This window comes from Mesorhizobium sp. USDA 4775, assembly GCF_054062655.1.
In genome coordinates this window covers 5,779,255-5,797,770 of sequence record NZ_JBSSFM010000001.1, presented here as the reverse complement: position 1 = coordinate 5,797,770, position 18,516 = coordinate 5,779,255, and the positions used below count along the sequence as shown (strand labels likewise).

19 protein-coding genes and 1 tRNA gene are annotated in these 18,516 nt (G+C 62.8%); 13 read left to right on the top strand and 7 right to left on the bottom strand.

All coding sequences use genetic code 11. The features are described 5' to 3' along the window. Positions 1 to 189: 189 nt before the first annotated feature. The 3 genes from ACVILI_RS28485 (at position 190) to ACVILI_RS28475 (ending at position 2,704) form a co-directional block, all read left to right on the top strand. Positions 190 to 1,083 (top strand): EAL domain-containing protein, encoded by an 894-nt coding sequence (locus tag ACVILI_RS28485; RefSeq protein WP_457102680.1) that lies wholly within the window; start codon positions 190 to 192, stop codon positions 1,081 to 1,083. After that, a complete protein-coding gene (locus ACVILI_RS28480) occupies positions 1,080 to 1,928 on the top strand; it encodes an EAL domain-containing protein (protein WP_038648960.1) in 849 nt (282 codons plus the stop codon). The genes ACVILI_RS28485 and ACVILI_RS28480 overlap by 4 nt, the downstream gene beginning before the upstream one ends. A 167-nt stretch (positions 1,929 to 2,095) precedes the next feature. Beyond that, complete coding sequence (locus tag ACVILI_RS28475; protein ID WP_038648957.1) at positions 2,096 to 2,704, top strand: glutathione S-transferase family protein; 609 nt, start codon at positions 2,096 to 2,098, stop codon at positions 2,702 to 2,704. 475 nt (positions 2,705 to 3,179) lie between these two features. Here the strand turns inward: ACVILI_RS28475 and ACVILI_RS28470 are convergent, their stop codons facing one another. Next, on the bottom strand, positions 3,180 to 3,392 hold the full coding sequence (locus tag ACVILI_RS28470; protein ID WP_010910991.1) for a cold-shock protein: 213 nt from the start codon (positions 3,390 to 3,392) through the stop codon (positions 3,180 to 3,182). 274 nt (positions 3,393 to 3,666) lie between these two features. Between ACVILI_RS28470 and ACVILI_RS28465 the strand changes: the two genes are divergently transcribed. Next, a complete protein-coding gene (locus ACVILI_RS28465; protein ID WP_038653227.1) occupies positions 3,667 to 3,996 on the top strand; it encodes a hypothetical protein in 330 nt (109 codons plus the stop codon). A 37-nt stretch (positions 3,997 to 4,033) separates the two neighbouring features. Here ACVILI_RS28465 and ACVILI_RS28460 read toward each other — a convergent pair whose 3' ends face one another. Next, positions 4,034 to 4,603: a methylated-DNA--[protein]-cysteine S-methyltransferase gene (locus ACVILI_RS28460; protein ID WP_038648954.1), complete on the bottom strand. Its 570-nt coding sequence runs from the start codon at positions 4,601 to 4,603 to the stop codon at positions 4,034 to 4,036. A gap of 182 nt (positions 4,604 to 4,785) precedes the next feature. Here ACVILI_RS28460 and ACVILI_RS28455 point away from each other — a divergent pair, with 182 nt between their 5' ends. Further along, positions 4,786 to 5,724: a lytic transglycosylase domain-containing protein gene (locus ACVILI_RS28455; protein WP_038648952.1), complete on the top strand. Its 939-nt coding sequence runs from the start codon at positions 4,786 to 4,788 to the stop codon at positions 5,722 to 5,724. Positions 5,725 to 5,729: 5 nt separating this feature from the next. After that, positions 5,730 to 6,218 (top strand): GNAT family N-acetyltransferase, encoded by a 489-nt coding sequence (locus ACVILI_RS28450; protein ID WP_038648949.1) that lies wholly within the window; start codon positions 5,730 to 5,732, stop codon positions 6,216 to 6,218. 248 nt (positions 6,219 to 6,466) lie between these two features. Here ACVILI_RS28450 and ACVILI_RS28445 read toward each other — a convergent pair whose 3' ends face one another. Beyond that, positions 6,467 to 6,805 (bottom strand): hypothetical protein, encoded by a 339-nt coding sequence (locus ACVILI_RS28445; RefSeq protein ID WP_038653223.1) that lies wholly within the window; start codon positions 6,803 to 6,805, stop codon positions 6,467 to 6,469. A gap of 179 nt (positions 6,806 to 6,984) precedes the next feature. On the opposite strand from ACVILI_RS28445, the gene ACVILI_RS28440 reads away from it, so the two are divergent. The 7 genes from ACVILI_RS28440 (at position 6,985) to ACVILI_RS28410 (ending at position 12,519) form a co-directional block, all read left to right on the top strand. After that, positions 6,985 to 7,728 (top strand): DUF899 family protein, encoded by a 744-nt coding sequence (locus ACVILI_RS28440; RefSeq protein WP_027047275.1) that lies wholly within the window; start codon positions 6,985 to 6,987, stop codon positions 7,726 to 7,728. Positions 7,729 to 7,903: 175 nt separating this feature from the next. After that, positions 7,904 to 8,905: a YihY/virulence factor BrkB family protein gene (locus ACVILI_RS28435; protein ID WP_032921314.1), complete on the top strand. Its 1,002-nt coding sequence runs from the start codon at positions 7,904 to 7,906 to the stop codon at positions 8,903 to 8,905. 124 nt (positions 8,906 to 9,029) lie between these two features. Beyond that, positions 9,030 to 9,575: a DUF4142 domain-containing protein gene (locus ACVILI_RS28430; protein WP_038648947.1), complete on the top strand. Its 546-nt coding sequence runs from the start codon at positions 9,030 to 9,032 to the stop codon at positions 9,573 to 9,575. 249 nt (positions 9,576 to 9,824) lie between these two features. Then, positions 9,825 to 10,217, top strand: a complete 393-nt coding sequence (locus ACVILI_RS28425) for a Rid family hydrolase (RefSeq protein WP_038648945.1) — start codon at positions 9,825 to 9,827, stop codon at positions 10,215 to 10,217. A 178-nt stretch (positions 10,218 to 10,395) separates the two neighbouring features. Further along, positions 10,396 to 10,788, top strand: a complete 393-nt coding sequence (locus ACVILI_RS28420; protein WP_038648943.1) for a RidA family protein — start codon at positions 10,396 to 10,398, stop codon at positions 10,786 to 10,788. 175 nt (positions 10,789 to 10,963) lie between these two features. Further along, positions 10,964 to 11,968: an AlbA family DNA-binding domain-containing protein gene (locus ACVILI_RS28415; protein WP_457102679.1), complete on the top strand. Its 1,005-nt coding sequence runs from the start codon at positions 10,964 to 10,966 to the stop codon at positions 11,966 to 11,968. Then, positions 11,965 to 12,519 (top strand): ATP-binding protein, encoded by a 555-nt coding sequence (locus ACVILI_RS28410; protein WP_457102678.1) that lies wholly within the window; start codon positions 11,965 to 11,967, stop codon positions 12,517 to 12,519. Before ACVILI_RS28415 ends, ACVILI_RS28410 begins: the two co-directional genes overlap by 4 nt. Before the next feature lie 2 nt (positions 12,520 to 12,521). Here ACVILI_RS28410 and ACVILI_RS28405 read toward each other — a convergent pair. From ACVILI_RS28405 to ACVILI_RS28390, 4 genes are all read right to left on the bottom strand, one after another. Continuing rightward, positions 12,522 to 12,594 (bottom strand) — tRNA-Ala (locus tag ACVILI_RS28405). Between the two features lie 123 nt (positions 12,595 to 12,717). Continuing rightward, positions 12,718 to 16,221, bottom strand: coding sequence for a carbamoyl-phosphate synthase large subunit (gene carB / locus ACVILI_RS28400; RefSeq protein WP_240564809.1), 3,504 nt, complete (start codon positions 16,219 to 16,221; stop codon positions 12,718 to 12,720). 243 nt (positions 16,222 to 16,464) lie between these two features. Continuing rightward, on the bottom strand, positions 16,465 to 17,442 hold the full coding sequence (locus ACVILI_RS28395) for an SH3 domain-containing protein (protein ID WP_038648937.1): 978 nt from the start codon (positions 17,440 to 17,442) through the stop codon (positions 16,465 to 16,467). Between the two features lie 240 nt (positions 17,443 to 17,682). Further along, on the bottom strand, positions 17,683 to 18,441 hold the full coding sequence (locus tag ACVILI_RS28390) for a metallophosphoesterase family protein (protein ID WP_038648934.1): 759 nt from the start codon (positions 18,439 to 18,441) through the stop codon (positions 17,683 to 17,685). Between the last annotated feature and the right edge of the window lie 75 nt (positions 18,442 to 18,516).

Genomic DNA, 18,516 nt, shown 5'->3' with positions numbered 1-18,516 from the left:
CCAGGAGCGGCCGCGGCGCGCTTCTCATGTCGCATGATTTCGCTCAGTGCAAGCATTGTCGGCTGATCCAGGCCTCAACGAGCCGTGATTGCCACCTGTAGGCGGCAACAAAAAATTCATTAACGGGCGGTAAGGGCTTGAGTGGCAGGATCGCAATCCATTCCGCCATTTCGCGGAGCGAGGGAACCCTTGTCGCGCAGCATCGGGCTTGCCCATATCATCCGTCATGATGACGGCACCTCGTCAGGTGTCTGGGGCATCTACACGCTGCAAAGCGCCTTCCAGCCGATCTTCGCGTTCAAGGAGGGCAAGCTGTCGGTTGCCGCCTTCGAAGGGCTGATCCGGCCGTTTCGCGACGGCGAGTCGCAATCGCCGATGGCCTTCTTCTCGACCTGTCCGGCCGCCGACCGCCTGCATGTCGAGGCGCTGACCAGAACATTGCATCTGCTCAATGCCGGCGCCTGCCTGCCGCAGGAGGCGTCGATCTTCGTCAATTTCGACCCGTCGGTGTTCACCGAGCGGTCGATCGCCGACAATGCCCTGCGCGAAATGCGGCTGGTGCTGCACGAGGCCGGCATCGATCCGGGCCGTGTCGTGTGCGAGGTGACCGAGCAGAGATCGGCATCGCAGGAGACCCTGCACAGCTTCGTCGCCGCACTCAAGGGCAACGGGTTTCGCATCGCCGTCGATGACTATGGCGCCGACGATTCCGACATCAACCGCATCAAGGAGTTGCGGCCCGACATCGTCAAGTTCGACGCCACCTGGATCACGCAGCTGATGGAGTCCGGCGCCGGCTTCGCGCTGTTGACGACGATGGTCAAAAGCTTCGAAGAACAGGGCATCCGCACGGTGTTCGAGGGCATCGAGGAAGGGTGGCAGCTGGAGCTCGCCGAAAAGTCCGGCGCTTCCATGGTCCAAGGTTTCGTGCTGGCGCGGCCGGAACTGGCGCCGACGAGTTTCCGTGTTTTCGGGAAAACTCCGGACCCGGTTGCCGCCGCAAGTGATGCGTCCACTGCCTCCACCGTCGCTCCGCGTACGGCGCGGCCGGCAAGAGCGTTCGGGCGCAGGGTCGCGCCATGAGGATCGAGCGGCGGCGCAATGTCGGCGAGGCGATCTTCGTTGACGAGATCGGCATCGAATACGGCGTCCATGGCGAGTTCCGCCTGCGCAGCGCCTACCAGCCGATCTTCGCGCCGCTTGGGCGTTCGCTGCACGCAGTGGCGGTCGAGGGCCTGATCGAGCCGCACCGCGCCGGCAGGGCAGGGTCGGCGCGGGCGTTCTTCGAAAGCGTTGCCCCGGCTGACCGGGTGTTTGTCGAGACCATGTGCCGGGTGCTGCATCTCAGGAATTTCCACAATATCGGCGTCGACGGGCTCGATCTGTTCTTCAACTACAATCCGATGGTCAACGACCATTCTGGGCGGGCGCTGGCCGAGATCAGGCTGATGAGCCGGCATCTCGGCGAACTCGGCCTCGCCCCCGGCATGCTGGTCTGCGAAATCACCGAACAGGCGGCGGACGAAGCGCTTCTGGCCCACCTGGTGCGTGAAATGCGGCGCGACGGCATCCGCATCGCCATCGACGATTTCGGTACCGGCCATTCGACCGAGGAGCGGGTGAGCCTGCTTCAGCCCGACATCGTCAAGATCGATGGCGGCTGGTTCGCGGAGTTCTGCCGCCACGCCGCCGCCGAACGCTTCTTCCGCCCGCTGGTCTCCAGCCTGCACGACCGCGGCGCCAGGGTGCTGGTCGAAGGCATCGAGCAGCCCGTCCATCTGCGCGTCGCGCTCGACGGCGGCGTCGACCTGCTGCAGGGCTATCTTCTCGCACGGCCGGCGCTGGCCGGCACCATCTTCAACGAAGAACCGCTCGTTATCGATGCGCTGCTGGGCAGGGAGAACAATGTCGTGCCGCTGTTCGGCTAAGCGACTTCGGCGACTGGCGAAAGCGGTGCCACAGCATCCTTCTCCCCGTTCTACGGGGAGAAGGATGCTCTCATCAGCGCCGCTGATGGTCGCGCCAAAACAAATCATTGGTTGAAGGCGAGGCGGCTGCGATAATCGCCTGGTCAAGGCAGCTCCGGGGACCGTCCATGATACTCTACAGCATGATCGACAGCGGCAATTGCTACAAGCCGCGCCTGCTGATGGCCAAGCTTGGCCTCGCCTTCACCACGATCGAGGTGAGTTCGCATACCGGCGACACGCGCAAAGCCGATTTCGTTGCCAAGAACCCGAATGCCATGGTGCCGCTGCTCGAACTCGACGACGGCCGCCGGCTGGCCGAGTCCAACGCCATCCTGCTCTATCTCGCCGAAGGCACGCGCTTCCTGCCGGCGGACAAATATGAGCGCGGGCTCGCCTATCAATGGCTGTTCTTCGAGCAATACAGCCACGAGCCCTATATCGCCGTGCGCAAGGCGCTCCTGACCTTCCCCGAACGCGCCAGGGATGCGACGCCCGAGCGGCTGGCGATGACGCTGGAGCGCGGCCACAAGGCGCTCGGCGTGATGAACAGATATCTGGAGAACAACGCCTTCTTCGCCGGCACTGCCTTCAGCGTCGCCGACATCGCGCTCTATGCCTACACGCATACGGCCGAGCAGGGCGGCTTCCAGCTCGACGCCTATCCGGCTGTCGTGGCCTGGCTTGGCCGCGTCGAGGCGGATCCGGGGCACGTGCCAATCGAGTGGGTGGGTTGAGACCTTCTCAATAATTCTACTCCGGCGGCCACCTAGCGCGGTTTTCTGCGCTTCCGGTGCTCACGTACTTAAACGTACGCTCCGCCCCGGTTCTCGAAAACCACGCTATCTGACTCGCCAGAGCGAATTCTTGAAAAGGCCTCGGCGCTGCGGCTAAAGACGTCGAAAGTTTCCGGCTCGAACTTCGGCCAACGCCTTTTTGGCAAACTCGTCCAGTCGACCTGCCTTTGCATCGGCCTCGATCATCGGGGTTGCAAAGTTAAATGGCTGAACCCAGACAAACAAAAAGGCGGGATAAATCCCGCCTTCCCATGCTTGGTAGCCTGATTGGGAGCGTCCGGTCCGGGCCGGCAGCTATCTGCTGTTCCAGCTTGTCGGGTCTTTCCGCTCCGGGCCCGCTTCTCGCGCGACCGTCAGTACATCCGTGACTTGCCGCGCGCCCCGAGCTCTCGCCCGGCGCGCGCCATTCGCAAAATCAGGCTGCCTTGCTCAGAGATCCAGCGGACGACTTGCCAGTGCGGCGGTCCTGCTCGATCTCGAAGTTGATCTTCTGGCCTTCGACCAGGGTCGACAGTCCAGCGCGCTCGACAGCGGAGATGTGGACGAAAACGTCCGCGCCGCCCGCGTCAGGCTGGATGAAGCCGAAGCCCTTGGTGGCGTTGAACCACTTGACCGTTCCAGTTGCCATAAAAATAGTCCTTGCATTTGCTTTGGTTTGACCGGACCGAAGTCCAGCCGGTGTGCATCGAGATTTTGGAGATAGACGTCAGCAAACGCGAAGATCGCGAGGCCCGGATCGATCGGCCGAAATATCAATGGGGCTGATATAGGCTGCTTTCGTTCCAAAAACAAGACTGCGTGAGAAAGCTGTGATTGAAGGCCTGCCCAACGGCCGCCCCAATCTGGTGGAACCGTCGCGGCGGATCGCGCTGTCCGTGGGCGGCGGATCAGGGGAGGAGACCATGAAAACCATAGTGCTTGCCACCTGTCTGACGCTGGTGGCCGCCGAGGCGCAGGCGATCTCACGCTATGACCCGACGCATATGAGCTGCGGCAAGGTGCAGTCGACGATCGCCAGGCAAGGCGCGGTCATCCTGCGCTACCAGTCGAAACGCGTGCCCGGGCTGCCGCTCTACGACCGCTATGTGCAGAGCCAGCAATTCTGCACCATGGGCGAGGTGCGGACGCGCGCCTATGTGCCGAGCGCCGACACCAGTTCCTGCCCGGTCTACAACTGCAAGCGGCCGGACAATGACCGGCATTTCCGCCGGCGATTTTTCCACAACAATTAGGGCGACGCCAAGTAGGGGCAGCGCTCGCGCCGGCGGCTCAGAAGCCGAAGGATACCTGCGCCGGTGGCGGCGGGCCGACGCGCACGCCTTCCATGGCCAGCATCTTCTCCTTGGTGACGGAGCCGCCGGGCGCCGAGAAGCCGCCGATCTTGCCGCCGGCCGCCAGGATGCGGTGGCAGGGGATGACCAGCGGCACCGGATTGGCGCCGAGGGCCGCACCGGTTTCGCGCGGCAGGCCGGCATGGCCGGCGCGCTTGGCGAGTTCGCCATAGGTGGTGGTCTCGCCATAGCTGAGTTTTCGTGCCGCGTCGTAGATGGCCAGGCGGAAATCGTCGACGCCGTCGAGATCGACCGGAACGTCGGAGAAATCGACGTCCTCGCCGGCGGCGTATGCCTTGATCGAGGCGATCAGCTCGACCACCCATGGCGGCTGCGCGGTGGAGGCGGAAACACCGCTATGGCGCAGCAGCCGCCGCTCCACCGATTCACGGCTGCGTTCGGGCAGGCAGAGCCGGATCAGGCCCTTTTCGCTCCAGGCGATGCCCATGAAACCGATCACTGTTTCTAACACTGCGTGGCCAGCTGTGATCGACGGTGTCGTTTCCATGATGCGCTCCTTTCCGCAAAGTGGCGAAATCCGGGATTCCGGCCGGTACATATCAGGAACAATATGGCATCACCGCCCGCGTCTCGCCACCCGAAAACCACCGGATGGCCCCGATTGCTACCCTGGAATCGCTGGTGTAAGGGATTTCTTAACACCCCCGACGAACCGGACCCGAGCGCGGCTTGCCAGCAAAACAAACCCTTATCGCGATCGGCGTGATCGTGGCGGCAGCCGGCATCAGCGGCTGCACCTCGACCTCGCAGATGAAGCCTGCGCCGTCCCTGACCGAAACCGCGACCGTTGCCGGCAGCGATGCCGGCTTCACCATACCACTGCCGGAGACGGTTTCGGTGCTGCCGCAATCCTCGGGTATTCCGCCCGTCCAGACCGCCGAATTGACGCCGGCGACCGCGCCGGCGCTTGATCCCGCCGCCCAACCGGCCGCGGCGACCGCCGCCTTTGCCGGATCGACGCCGGCCGCACCCGCCGTGCCCGCTGTCATGACCGCCAATGCCTGGCAGGCGCCGCCGCCGGCCAGGGCGGGTAAGCCCGTAAAGGCGGCTCAAACGGCTCAGACCTACACCACCGCCGGGCTCATTGTGCCGGCGGTCGCCAGCAGCGGCCAGAAACTGCCGGGGGTGCAACAGGTCGCCTATGTCGTGCCGCAGAACCCGGCTTCCCTGGTGCAGTTCCCCTCCGCGCCGGTTGGTCCGGCGCAGGAAGAGCACACGGGCATGCGTGGCGATGTCGACCGTCTGATCGTCAAATACGCCGCGCTCTACCAGGTGCCGGTGGATCTGGTGCGCCATGTCGTCAACCGCGAGAGCACCTTCAATCCCAAGGCTTACAACAATGGCCATTGGGGGCTGATGCAGATCAAGCACGCGACGGCGCGCGGCATGGGCTATGACGGGCCGGCCAAGGGCCTGTTCGACGCCGAGACCAATCTGAAATACGCGGTCAAATATCTGCGCGGCGCCTGGCTGGTGGCCGGCGGCAACGCCAAGAAGGCCGACTGGCTCTACCAGACCGGCTATTATTTCGACGCCAAGCGCAAGGGCCTGCTCGAGGCGACCGGCCTCGGTGTCGACCGCAAGCGACGTCCGCAGCCCGACGCCTGAGCGCGATGCCTGAACCGCGCCCGCCGGCCCTCAACGACATCCGGCTGCGCAAGATCCTCGACGAGACGCTCGTTGCACCGCACTGGCCGGAAGGTTTTGCCATGCGCTGCTTCGAGCCAGGCGACGCACGACCCCTTCATGCGCTGCTGAGCGAGGTGTTCGACGACGGCGCCGACGGCCCGTTCGACGAATGGTGGCCACGCATATCGGATGATCCCGAATTCGACCCGGCGCTGTGCTTCCTCGTCATCGACGGCAAGGGCCGGCTGGCGGCAGCGTCGCTGTGCTGGACGTCTGCTTTCATCAAGGATCTCGCCGTTCACCCCGAGGCGCGCGGCAAGGGCATCGGCGAGGCGCTGATGTGGCAAGCCTTCGCCACCTTTCGCGACCGCGGTGCGGCCCATGTCGACCTCAAGACCAACACGGTCGAGAATGCCGCCGCCGTGCGGCTCTACGAGCGGCTGGGGATGATGCCCGTAGCCTGGGAAGGCTAAGGGCCGATCGCTTCCTGCCGGTTGGTGCCGGCCGATTTTCCCGCCGCCGAGCGGAAATCCCGGCGCAATGTGAACAGCTTCACATAAGCGGCCGTCGGTCCATGCTAACGAAGCGTCATGACGCCAAACGGCTGATCTGGATCGTCGATCAGCTGGGCACAGGAGGAAGCCGCACCGGCATGTGTCGGCGCCTCCAAGGCAGGTCCCGCGCTGGGGTTTCGGGGCCTGCCTTCATGCGCGATCTCTCCCTAAATATCCGGCGCATTGCCGATCTTCTGCTTGATCTCCAGCGCCCAGGCACGGCCTTCGTCGCCACCCCACAGCAGCCAGGCGATATAGCCGGCCGACGGGTTGTCCTCATTGCGGTAATTCTTGCCGCGCTTGTCGACCTCGTGGCGGGCAAAGTAGCTGACCATGCGGCGGATGGTGGACGGTGCGAGCTTTTCGCGGTTCTTCAGTTCGGTCGCCCGCGCCACGCCGATCTCGGTACCGCCACGGCCGAACTCTCCGCGCAGCCGCAAGCCCTTGGCGGCATTGTCGGCCACCACTTGCGGGCAGCGCAGGTCGATCTCGTCGGCTTCGTGCATTTTGTCCCCCCCCACGGCTCGCTTTACCTTGCCGTGAGAATGCCGGGAAGCCTGGGAGGTTCCCTTGCAATGAATCGCCGCGCCATCCGAAGAAATGTCGGGAACCGGTCGTCGCCAAACGTCCTTGGGTCGCAGAACAACAGCGCCGGGACGCCGGCGCCGACTTAAGGGAGCCGATCATGATCACCTTTCCCAACGAATCCGCGAAATATCGCACCGCCCGCGAAAAGCTTCTGAAGAAGGAAATCGAGCTGCGCCGCGCCATGGAAGCCGTGGCCGAGGCGCGGCGCGCGCTGCCGCCGGGCGGGCTGATCCGCCAGGACTATGTCTTCGATGCGCTCGGTGCCGACGGCAGTCCGGCGAAGACAAAACTGTCGGAACTGTTCGCGCCGGGCAAGGATTCGCTCATCCTCTACCAGATGATGTTTCCGCGCCATCCGCAGGAAACGCGCGACGTGGCGGTGAGCGGCGGCACGGCCAAGCTCGCCCGTCCGGACCAGCCATGCCCGTCCTGCACGGCGCTGCTCGACCAGTGGGATGGCGCCGTCGGGCATCTGGAAGCCGCCGGCTTCAATTTTGCGGTTGTGGCGAAAACCGCGCTGGAAAATCTGGTCACGCTTGGTCGCGACCGCGGCTGGAAGAACATGCGGCTGGTGTCGTCGGCCGCCAACAGCTTCAAGCGCGACTACAATGCCGAGGACGCCGGCGGCGCGCAGATCCCGCTGCTGTCGGTGTTTCACCGCGACGGCGACGCTATCCGCCATTTCTGGTCGTCCGAGCTCGGCTTCGCGCCGCCGGAGCCCGGCCAGGACCCGCGCGCCATCGGCACCTGCGAGATCCTGTGGAACCTGATGGATTTCACGCCGGAGGGCCGGCCGGATTGGAATGAGCAGCTGCAGTATGGCGAGGCGTGCTGTCACTGAGCCCAGGACGTGTCGGCTTCAGTCGCCGCGCTTCAGCTTGGAACGGCTTTTCGGCAAGTGGTCGCTATCCCACCTGCTCGATGGGCGAGGCGAGGCTCGTGCCTGCTTCGGCCGGAACATCGGAAGGCCCGCCGCATTGATAGGAGACGGTTTCGACCCCCTTCACGGATTCGAAATGCGACCGACAACAGTCAGCAGCCTGTGGGACCTTGTGCGAGAAAGCCTGGTTGGCTTTGTCAACGACAATGCCCTTAGCCACGGCGCGGCGATGGCCTTTTATGCCGCCACGTCGCTGGCCCCGGTTCTGATAATTGTCGTCGCGATAGCAGGCATTGCGTTTGGGCATGACGCAGCGCAGTTGGCTTTGTCTGCTCAGATCTCGGGGCTGATGGGTTCAGACAGCGCGGCGGTCCTTCAAACCGCGCTCGAAGGGGCATCCAGCAAATCATCGGGGACCCTGGCGGCCATCATCGGCATGGCCACTTTGCTCGTCACCGCCTCCGCGGTGTTTGGCGAGATGCAGCAGGCCCTGAATGCAATATGGAAGGTTGAAGCGAAAGGGAGTTCGCTGTCGCGGCTCTTGCGCGCCCGTGCGGCAAGTCTTGGCCTGGTCGCCGCCCTCGGCTTTATGTTGCTGGTCTCTTTGGTGGCGAGCGCGGCGATCTCGGCTTTGGGCAATTTGATCAGCGCTCAATTGCCGTTCGGCGAATTTGTTCTGAGCGCGATCAACACCCTGATATCCTTTTCCCTGATCACCGTGATGTTTGCCGCGATCTACAAAGTCCTGCCGGACCGTGCCTTGGAATGGCGGGATGTCTGGATTGGCGCTGTCGTCACCGCCGCTCTGTTCACGTTGGGGAAGTCGCTTATCGGTTGGTATATCGGCACAAGTGCAATCGCTTCCTCATATGGCGCGGCCGGAGGGCTGCTCGTCATACTGCTCTGGGTCTACTATTCATCAGAAATCTTTCTACTCGGTGCGGAGTTGACCCGCGCCTATTCCGTTCGGCATGGCAGCAGGTCCGACTTGTACGGACTGGTTCACAATGCTCCCGCTTCAGAAAACCTTGTTTCAATTCGCCGCAGGACCGGAGCTTCGGGCGTCGTTGCGTTGTTGGCGGTGGCGTGCGTGAGCGCAACGATGACGGCCTTCCTGCTGGGGCCTCGTCGACCGTAGAGCAGAGGTCACGCTGCAATCGTGAGGCCGCTTTTCATCCTTCGGACTGGAGAAGCGGCGCGTCGGCAACCTCACCGCCTCTGCCGCGTTGGGCCTTCGAGGACACCTCTCACGGAGCGCTTCGATGAAACCGCATCTCGCCACCGCCATGCTGGCCCTTCTCGCCGGAACGCCTTCAGCCTTTTCCCAACAGCCGTCCAGCGACGTGCCGCCCGTTTCTGAGAACAAGGTCGACACCGAAACCTTCACCAGGACCCTGGCCAGCGCCAACCGCTTCGAGATCGAAAGCGGCAAGCTGGCCGAGAAAAAAGCCGTCGCGGCCGATGTGAAGGATTTCGCCGCACTGATGGTCAAGGATCACACCAAGGCCGGCGAAGATTTCAAGGCGGCGCTTGATAAGAGCCAGACCACGGCGTCCGTCACCCCGCAAGGCCCGCCGTTGCAGCCGAACGACCAGGCGATGCTCGACCAGCTCAAGGCGCTCGACGGCGACGCCTTCCAGGCCAAATACATCACCTTGCAGACGCAGGCACACAAGCAGGCCGTGGCGATGGTTTCCACCTATGCGCAATCCGGCGACGACCCGGCGCTGAAGGAATTCGCCAAGAAGACGCTGGAAACGCTGAAGATGCACGAGATGCATTTGAAGGATTTGGCGGCGGTGCATTAGGGCGCGGCTTGACCCTTTTCGAGCGTCGAACGCCCTGAGCCATGCGAAGGGCCGGGGGAGGCTGATCCACCTGCCGGGTCCCCGCTGCTTCGCAGCGTCCCGGCGTTCGCCGGCCTTTCATCGTGCCACTGGCACGATGAATTCGCTTACGCGAACCGGCCGCTCACCCCACAAGGGGAGAAGGGAAGAACGACGCTGGCGTTCGCTGGCCGCCACGATAAGCTCCCTGCCAACCCAGGGAGCATCACCATGAAAAAAGAAGTCATCGAAGTGCCTGTCATGTCGGACAAGGTGCGCTCGCTCGACCTGCCCTGTTCGACGGCGGTGAAGGCCAACGGCTTCGTCTTCATCTCGGCGACGCCGCCGGTGGACATGGTGACCGGCGAGATGGTGCGCGGCGACATCGAGGTGCAGACCGAGGCATCGCTGAAGGCGCTGAAACATTGCCTGGAAGCGGCCGGCACCTCGCTGGACAATGTGGTGATGGTGCGCATCTACGCCGTCAATTCCGGCTTCTACAACGCCATCAACCGGGTCTATGCCAAGTATTTTTCCACCAATCCGCCGGCGCGGAGTTTCGTGCCGGTGGCGTCCTGGCCGATGGAGTTTGATATCGAGATCGAGTGTGTAGCGGTGGCGTGAGTTTTCCTTCGCGAACCAGCATCCCTGCCGGTTGTTTCCTGAAATTTTGGGTCTGCAAAAAACGCCGCTTCATGCTGACGCGTGGTTTCCATTGAGCGGCGGCTTCCGGGCGACAATGCCGAGCGCTGGCGTTCAGCCTGGAGCGCGATAAGCTCGCGGCAACAACGGGGAGATCGTCATGATCAAGGAAATCGTCGAAGTGCCGGTGCTGTCGGCGGCGGTGCGCGCGCTGGGCGTGCCGTTGTCGCTGGTGACCAGGGCCGCCGGGCTGGTCTTCGTCTCCGGCATGCCACCGCTCGATCTTTTGACCGGCAGACTGGTCAAGGGCGACATCGAGGTGCAGACCGAGGCGTCGCTCAAGGCGCTGAAACACTGCCTGGAAGCGGCCGGCACCTCGCTGGACAATGTGGTGATGGTGCGCATCTACGCCGTCAATGCCGGCTTCTACGGTGCCATCAACCGGGTCTATGCCAAGCATTTCCCCGAAAACGCGCCATCGCGGACATTTGTACCGGTGGCGTCTTGGCCGATGGAGTTTGATATCGAGATCGAGTGTGTGGCGGTGGGGTGAGCTGTGCAAACGCCGGCATGACTGGGTTTGCCCGGCCTCGCTAACAATGCCTACTAACAGGTTCGCATGACGGCTTCCCTTAATGCTAGCATGCGTCTATAATCTTTTGTCGAGTACAACTCGTTGAAATCATTTGGTAAAATCACCCAAGTCGACAAGACCCGTCAACGAATCAATGGCGAGCGAGCAGCTCGCGTTTGATTTCAATGCGCCGTTGCCTAATCTGCCGCAGCTTTGGACGCCTGATGATATCTTTGGGTCTTGTGACCAAATTACCATAGAGCGGTTCAAGGAAGATAATCGGGTTGAACGTAAGCGCGCCCAAGTTTCTCAACGCGACTTGGCCGACTATCTATCAATGTGGGGCAATACCCAGCCGCACGGTGGTATTGTCTTTATAGGGGTCGAGAAAGACGGAACGATCACGGGCTGTGTCGGCACTGAGACAGAGCATCTGAACGAGCTTCAAACTATCCAGAGGTTCTGTTCCGATGCTCGACATGAATTCAAAAAGGTCCCCGTAAAAAACGTAAAGGGGCAGGACGACTACGTTCTTGTCCTGCGGGTCTACTATCGGCAGGACAAGCTGGTCGAGATGGGGGATGGCAACGCCTATATTCGCGAGGGCGAAGAAAAGCGCAGATTGAGCGAGACTGAAAAACGGGAAATCCGGCTCAACAAGGGCGAGTTGGATGTCGAGTCCGAGCCAGCCAATCTCAAGTTTCCCGAGGACTTTGATATTCCTTTGCTCAACGATTATCGAAATCAATATTTGACCAAACGACAACTCGGACAGCGCTTCACCATTGAGGACGTGCTGGCCCTCAGCAAGTTTGGAAAGCCAGGAAAAGCTGGTTTTATTCCGAACCTCGCCTGCGCGCTCATTTTCGCAAAAGATCCGAGGGAAGCGGTTCCTGGTGCCTATATCCGAGTTCTTCGTTATGACGGCGCAGAAGAACGCTTTGGCCGCAATCTGAATTCGGTGGCAGATCGGACGTTTGATGGACCGCTCCCATTGCAAATTTTGGGAGCGGAGCAATTTATCGAAACTCAGATAAGAAACTTTACTCGACTAGGGCGAGACGGGCGATTTGTAACCAACCCTGAATACCCAAAAGAGGTTTGGCTCGAGGCGGTCGTAAACGCAGCCGTCCATCGTTCTTACAATCTTGGCAAATGAACATCTTCGTAAAAATGTTTGAAGATAAAATTGTAGTTGAATCTCCGGGTTCGTTTATGCCGCCAACAACCGAGACAACGGTTTTTGAAGCCCACAACCCTCGCAACCCAAACCTAATGTGGGGGATGTACTATTTTGATTTCGTCCAGTGTGCGTTCGAAGGGACGCGAAGAATGCGGGAAGGGATGCGCGAAGCGAATCTACCCGATCCTATATTTGTTCAAAAGCAGGGCGGAACGTTTCGAGTAACTGTAACACTTGAGAACGATGTGCAGCATCGTAAACTGTTCGTAAGATCTGAGGCGGCTTCCAGTATCAATCCGGAGATTTTTGCCTCTCTCACCGAAAGTGAGAAATTGATCGTCAACTATTTGGCAGAGCAAACGAAGGTGAACGTCACCGATGCCGGGCTGGTGATCGGTCGCGACTGGCGCGATACAAAATCGCTTTTGGATGCACTCGAGGCCAAGAATGTTGTTGCCCGTTCGGCGGGTAAAACCCGCAGCCGCCATCGCTTCTATTACCTAAAGCAGAGAGCCAAAGCGCCATAGGAAAGGGTGCGGGGGAGTCGAACCCCCATCCTCCCCTTTGCGAAAAGGGCGCTCGTCCAGTTGAGCTACCACCACACATGTAGCCTGACCAGCTAAAGAGTAGCGCATCAAGCTATTGGTGTTCGATTATTTATATCATACGCCGATCTAGGTGGCCTTCAAGGTTCCAATAAGAAGTGGGGAGAAGAAAGCGCTTCCTCACGCGAAATACTCCTGCAGCGGCCTGACCTCCAGGCTCCCTGCCTTCAGCGCCGCAATGGCCTCGGCCACCGCGGCCGCGCCTGACAGCGTCGTGTAATACGGCACTTTCTGCATCAACGTCGCCCTGCGCAGCGACTTCGAATCCGACACCGCCTTCTGGCCGTCCGTGGTGTTGAACACGATCTGGACCTGGCGGTTGCGGATGGCGTCTTCGATGTGGGGGCGGCCTTCCAGCACCTTGTTGATCTTTTCGGCCACCACGCCGTTTTCGGCGAGGAAGCGCTGCGTGCCTGATGTCGCCAGCACCTTGAAGCCGAGGCCGGCGAGGCGCTTGACCGCCGGCAATATGCCCTTCTTGTCCTCGTCGCGCACCGAGACGAACAGCGTGCCCGAACGCGGCAGGTCGACGCCGGCGCCGAGCTGGCTCTTGGCGAAGGCCAGCGCGAAATCGCGGTCGAGGCCCATGACCTCGCCGGTCGAGCGCATTTCCGGGCCGAGCAGAATGTCGACGCCGGGGAAGCGGGCGAAGGGGAAGACGGCTTCCTTGACCGCGATGTGGCCGGGATTTCTGGGATCGGGCATGGCGCCGTAATGGGCGAAGGCGTCTTCCAGCGTCTCGCCGGCCATGATGCGGGCGGCGATTTTCGCAATCGGACGTCCGATGGTCTTAGCGACGAAGGGGACCGTGCGGGAGGCACGCGGATTGACCTCAAGTACGTAGACCGTGCCGTCCTTGATCGCATACTGCACGTTCATCAGGCCGCCGACATTGAGCGCGCGGGCAAGGGCCGCCGTCTGGCGCTCCAGCTCGTCGACCAGCTCCGAAGGCAGCGAGTGCACGGGCAGCGAGCAGGCACTGTCGCCCGAATGGATGCCGGCCTCCTCGATATGCTCGAGAATGCCTGACACGAAGGTCGCCTTGCCGTCGCAGAGGCAGTCGACATCGACCTCAATGGCGCCCGAGAGATAGGTGTCGAACAAAAGCGGGTTCTTGCCCAGCAGCGTGTTGATCTGGCCGGTCTTGTCGTTGGGGTATTTCTGCTTGATGTCCTCCGGCACGAGGCCGGGCACGGTGTCGAGCAGGTAGGACTGCAGCATGCTCTCGTCATGGATGATCTGCATGGCGCGGCCGCCGAGCACATAGGATGGGCGCACGACCAAGGGGAAACCGAGCTCGCCGGCGACGAGGCGGGCCTGTTCGACCGAATAGGCGATGCCGTTCTTCGGCTGGCTGAGGCCGAGCTTGTGCAGGAGCTTCTGGAAGCGGTCGCGGTCTTCGGCGAGATCGATCATGTCGGGCGAGGTGCCGAGGATCGGGATGCCGGCCTTCTCCAGCGCATCCGCCAGCTTCAGCGGCGTCTGGCCGCCGAACTGGACGATGACGCCGACCAGTTCGCCTGAAGCCTGCTCGGCGCGCAGGATCTCCAGCACGTCCTCCGCCGTCAGCGGATCGAAATAGAGCCGGTCCGACGTGTCGTAGTCGGTCGAGACCGTCTCCGGGTTACAGTTGATCATGATCGCTTCATAGCCGGCATCGCGCAGGGCGAAGGCGGCATGGCAGCAGCAATAGTCGAACTCGATGCCCTGGCCGATGCGGTTCGGTCCGCCGCCGAGGATGACCACCTTCTTGCGCGACGAAACCTGCGCCTCGTTGGCGAGGCTGCCTGCGAACGGCACTTCGTAGGTCGAGTACATATAGGCGGTGGGCGAGGCGAATTCGGCAGCACATGTGTCGATGCGCTTGTAGACGGGATGAACGTCGAGCTTGTCGCGGATTTTCGCGACCACTTCGGCATCGGTTTTGGTCAGCGACGCCAGGCGGGCATCGGAGAAACCCATGGCCTTCAGCATGCGCAGGTTGACGGCGTCCTGCGGAATGCCGTGCTCGCGGATGCGGGCTTCCATGGCCAGGATACCGGCGATCTGCTCGAGGAACCACGGGTCGATCTTGCACATTGCGTGCACGTCTTCCAGCGAGGTGCCCATGCGGATCGCCTGCGCCACCATGCGCAGCCTGTCGGGCGTCGGCGTGCCGAGCGCGGCACGGATCGCGTTGCGGTCGTCGGCGTGGTTGGCAACCGTCGCCCCGTGGCCGAGGCCGGGGATTTCGATCTCGTCGAGGCCGGTGAGGCCGGTTTCCAGGCCACGCAGTGCCTTCTGCAGCGATTCCTGGAAGGTGCGGCCGATGGCCATGACTTCGCCGACCGACTTCATGGCGGTCGTCAGCACCGGCTCGGCGCCGGGGAATTTTTCGAAGGCAAAGCGCGGGATTTTGGTGACGACGTAGTCGATCGACGGCTCGAACGAGGCGGGCGTCGCGCCGCCGGTGATGTCGTTCTCCAACTCGTCCAGCGTGTAGCCGACGGCAAGTTTGGCGGCGATCTTGGCGATGGGGAAGCCGGTCGCCTTGGAGGCGAGTGCGGAGGAGCGCGAGACGCGCGGGTTCATCTCGATGACGACGAGGCGGCCATCGGCCGGGTTGACGGCGAACTGCACGTTGGAGCCGCCGGTCTCGACGCCGATCTCGCGCAGCACCGCGATCGAGGCGTTGCGCATCATCTGGTATTCTTTGTCCGTGAGGGTCAGCGCCGGGGCGACGGTAATCGAGTCACCCGTATGCACGCCCATCGGGTCGATGTTTTCGATCGAGCAGACGATGATGCAATTGTCCGCCTTGTCGCGGACGACCTCCATCTCATACTCCTTCCAGCCGAGCACGCTCTCCTCGATCAGCACTTCGGTGGTCGGCGAGGCGTCGAGGCCGGACTGGACGATGTCGTAGAATTCGGCCCTGTTGTAGGCGATGCCGCCGCCGGTGCCGCCCATGGTGAAGGACGGGCGGATGATGGCGGGCAGACCGACATGGTCGAGCGCCTGGGCGGCGATCGCCATGGCATGGCTGATGTAGCGCTGCTTGCGGTCGCCTTCGCCGAGGTTCCAGCGGGTTTCCAGCGCGTCGAGTTCGGCGTCGAGATTTTCCGGCTTCTCGGCCTTCAGTGCGGCGCGCTCTGCCTCATGCGTCTTGCGGTCGGCGTTCTTTACGTCGGTGGCGTTGGCCAGCATCGACTTCGGCGTTTCCAGGCCGATCTTGCTCATCGCCTCGCGGAACAGCGCGCGGTCCTCGGCCTTGTCGATGGCGGTGGCGTCGGCGCCGATCATCTCGACATTGTAGCGGTCGAGTACACCCATGCGGCGCAGCGACAAAGCGGTGTTGAGCGCGGTCTGGCCGCCCATGGTCGGCAGCAGCGCGTCCGGCCGCTCCTTGGCGATGATCTTGGCGACGACTTCCGGCGTGATCGGCTCGATATAGGTGGCGTCGGCCAGTTCCGGGTCGGTCATGATGGTGGCCGGGTTGGAATTGACCAGGATGACGCGGAAGCCTTCCTCCTTCAGCGCCTTGCAGGCCTGGGTACCGGAATAGTCGAATTCGCAGGCCTGGCCTATGACGATGGGGCCGGCCCCGATGATCAGGATCGACTTGATGTCGGTGCGTCTTGGCATGTCATAGGTCCGTTCGGCGGGCGGCTTGCACAAAAAACCGGGACGGGAAGACCCGGCCGGTTGTGCTCGCGATTCTGGTATCAGGCTAGGTGGGCCTTATAGGGAAGAGTTTTGGCGGATGTAACCCCGAAAATGCGGGATTAGGCAGCAGGAAATAGGCAGCAGGGGTTGGGCAGGAGGCAGTAGGGCTTTTCAAGCGCCTTGGACGTACGCCCCTACTGCCTATTCCCTACTGCCTAATCCCTAGCGTCCAAACGCCACCGTGTCGGTGATCTCGAAGCGTTCGGAGACGCCGATGCGGATCATGCTCAGGCTGCCCTCGCGGGTGAAGCGGAAATCACCCTTGGTGTCCGAGCCGGCCGGCAGGCCGGCATAGAAGGAGATGAGGCGCGTACCGCCATCCGGCCAGGTCACGGTGATATCGGCCTTGTCGGCGCCCTTGTGCACGATGGCTGCCGCGCAGCGCTGCATCGGCTGGCCGACATAGCGGGCGCAGGGGATTTCGACGCCACCGCCCTGGGCAAGGGAGGTCGGCTGCGGCGGCAGTTCGGCGACGGTCTGCGTGTCGACGGCGGGCGCTGCGCCGTCGGGACGCGGCGTGGGAACGGGAAGCGATCCCGCCGCCGAGTCGCTGTCCGCGGCCGCATCCTGGGCGAGGGCGGGGATTTCGCCAGTCGACGGGGTTTCATTCGCCGCCAGCGCCAGGCCGTAAGCGTCCTGCATGGCGATCTCGGCGGTGGATTTCATCGGGGCTTCGGGCGCGACGGGGTGGGCCGCGCCGCCGAGGCGCGCCGTCAGGTCGGGCTGTGCCGCCGCCGGCGGCGTCGCCGCATCGCCGGCATCCGCCTGGTCGAGGGGCACCGTCGCCGGGTTGACGGGAATGAGATAGCGCGCCGGAGCCCAGCCGATGGCTTTGGGATTGTCAGACTGGACCTTGCACCAGGGGTGTCCGTCAATGTCGTTGCAGCCGAGGTTCCTGACGCTGGCGCCGGCGGCCAGACGTGCCTCGGTCTTGCCGATCGCCGACGGTTTGGCGCGGATATTGAGCAGGTCGTCAGGCGCGAGGCCAGTGACGACGGAGATGAAGGGCGTCTCTTCGGCATGGGCCGGGACAACGGTGGACCACGCCGCCATCAGCAGCGGAGCGGCCATCAGCGCCAACAGCGTTGTCCGCAGCGTAATTCGGCGCCTCGTCACTTGGCTGTCGGCGATCAATTGCATTCCCAAAGGCACCGCCAGAACCCAAAACGCTGCCGCACGCGAAGCCGGTTTTATAAGCGACGCTGCGCCGCCGTGTCTATAAGCGAGATGTTTTACGCCTTGAGTGTGGCCGCGAAGGCGTTTCATCAGGGTCGGATGAGGTTGCGTTCAGCCGGGGCATGAACGCGAGGCATTCCCCCCATGGCATGAGCTTCGTTCAGCCCGGCATGAAGCAAGCTTCAGCCTGGCATGAAGCAAGCTTCAGCCTGGCATGAAGCCGGTCCTCAGCGCGTGGGCCCATTCCGGGCGCCCCGCCTGTTCGGCCTGTCGTGCCGCCGCTTCGTGATCGTAGTCGACGGCGATCGTCTCGAAACGATCGGGCCGGCCGGCGCCGCCCAAGGTGACGATGCCGTAGCGCGCATGCGGCGAGCCCTGTTCGGAAACATGCGACGGCGGGGTGGAATCGTCATAGGCGGGGCAGCCGATGCTGCCCGGATTGAAGATGACCGGACCGTCGGGGATGCGGACCAGTTCCGGGCGGTGACTGTGGCCGCACAGCGCGATGCGACAGGCGGGGTCGAGCGCTTTCAGCCGCCGCCTTATCGCCGCCAGCGGCGCGCGCACCAGCTGGCCGTCGACGACCGCGTCGAGCAGATATTTCTCGTCATGGTCGGGGCGGGCATGGAAGGCGACGATGCCGGGCGCGATCTCCAGCGTCAGCGGCTGCGCGAACAGCACCTGGCGCTGCGCCTGCGTCAGCCGCTCCTGCGCATAGACGTCGGACGCCCACATGGTCTCGTCGGCCGGATCGACCGCGACGCGGCGGTCATGGTTGCCGCGCACCGTCGGCAGGTTCAGCGCTTCCAGGCGCTCAAACGTCTCGCGCGGCCAGAGCGGGCCTGAAACGCTGTCGCCGAGATTGATGGTGAGCTCAGCGCCGCCGCGCTCACGCAGATCCTCGAGCACGGCGTCGAGTGCCAGGACGTTGCCGTGGATATCGGCGAGGACGGCTATGCGCATGCGGCGTGCTCCCATGGTGCGGCCCCATCGGGACTCCGGCCCGTCTTCGTTATCAACCCGCCGCCTTTGTTATCA

Excerpts from the sequence above, each read along its gene's own strand:
- carB (WP_240564809.1), bottom strand. The coding sequence starts at position 16,221 with ATGCCAAGACGCACCGACATCAAGTCGATCCTGATCATCGGGGCCGGC.
- ACVILI_RS28465 (WP_038653227.1), top strand. The coding sequence starts at position 3,667 with ATGAAAACCATAGTGCTTGCCACCTGTCTGACGCTGGTGGCCGCCGAG.
- ACVILI_RS28390 (WP_038648934.1), bottom strand. The coding sequence starts at position 18,441 with ATGCGCATAGCCGTCCTCGCCGATATCCACGGCAACGTCCTGGCACTC.
- ACVILI_RS28475 (WP_038648957.1), top strand. The coding sequence starts at position 2,096 with ATGATACTCTACAGCATGATCGACAGCGGCAATTGCTACAAGCCGCGC.
- ACVILI_RS28470 (WP_010910991.1), bottom strand. The coding sequence starts at position 3,392 with ATGGCAACTGGAACGGTCAAGTGGTTCAACGCCACCAAGGGCTTCGGC.
- ACVILI_RS28450 (WP_038648949.1), top strand. The coding sequence starts at position 5,730 with ATGCCTGAACCGCGCCCGCCGGCCCTCAACGACATCCGGCTGCGCAAG.
- ACVILI_RS28435 (WP_032921314.1), top strand. The coding sequence starts at position 7,904 with ATGCGACCGACAACAGTCAGCAGCCTGTGGGACCTTGTGCGAGAAAGC.
- ACVILI_RS28445 (WP_038653223.1), bottom strand. The coding sequence starts at position 6,805 with ATGCACGAAGCCGACGAGATCGACCTGCGCTGCCCGCAAGTGGTGGCC.
- ACVILI_RS28430 (WP_038648947.1), top strand. The coding sequence starts at position 9,030 with ATGAAACCGCATCTCGCCACCGCCATGCTGGCCCTTCTCGCCGGAACG.
- ACVILI_RS28415 (WP_457102679.1), top strand. The coding sequence starts at position 10,964 with ATGGCGAGCGAGCAGCTCGCGTTTGATTTCAATGCGCCGTTGCCTAAT.
- ACVILI_RS28480 (WP_038648960.1), top strand. The coding sequence starts at position 1,080 with ATGAGGATCGAGCGGCGGCGCAATGTCGGCGAGGCGATCTTCGTTGAC.
- ACVILI_RS28420 (WP_038648943.1), top strand. The coding sequence starts at position 10,396 with ATGATCAAGGAAATCGTCGAAGTGCCGGTGCTGTCGGCGGCGGTGCGC.
- ACVILI_RS28440 (WP_027047275.1), top strand. The coding sequence starts at position 6,985 with ATGATCACCTTTCCCAACGAATCCGCGAAATATCGCACCGCCCGCGAA.
- ACVILI_RS28460 (WP_038648954.1), bottom strand. The coding sequence starts at position 4,603 with ATGGAAACGACACCGTCGATCACAGCTGGCCACGCAGTGTTAGAAACA.
- ACVILI_RS28410 (WP_457102678.1), top strand. The coding sequence starts at position 11,965 with ATGAACATCTTCGTAAAAATGTTTGAAGATAAAATTGTAGTTGAATCT.
- ACVILI_RS28395 (WP_038648937.1), bottom strand. The coding sequence starts at position 17,442 with ATGCAATTGATCGCCGACAGCCAAGTGACGAGGCGCCGAATTACGCTG.
- ACVILI_RS28425 (WP_038648945.1), top strand. The coding sequence starts at position 9,825 with ATGAAAAAAGAAGTCATCGAAGTGCCTGTCATGTCGGACAAGGTGCGC.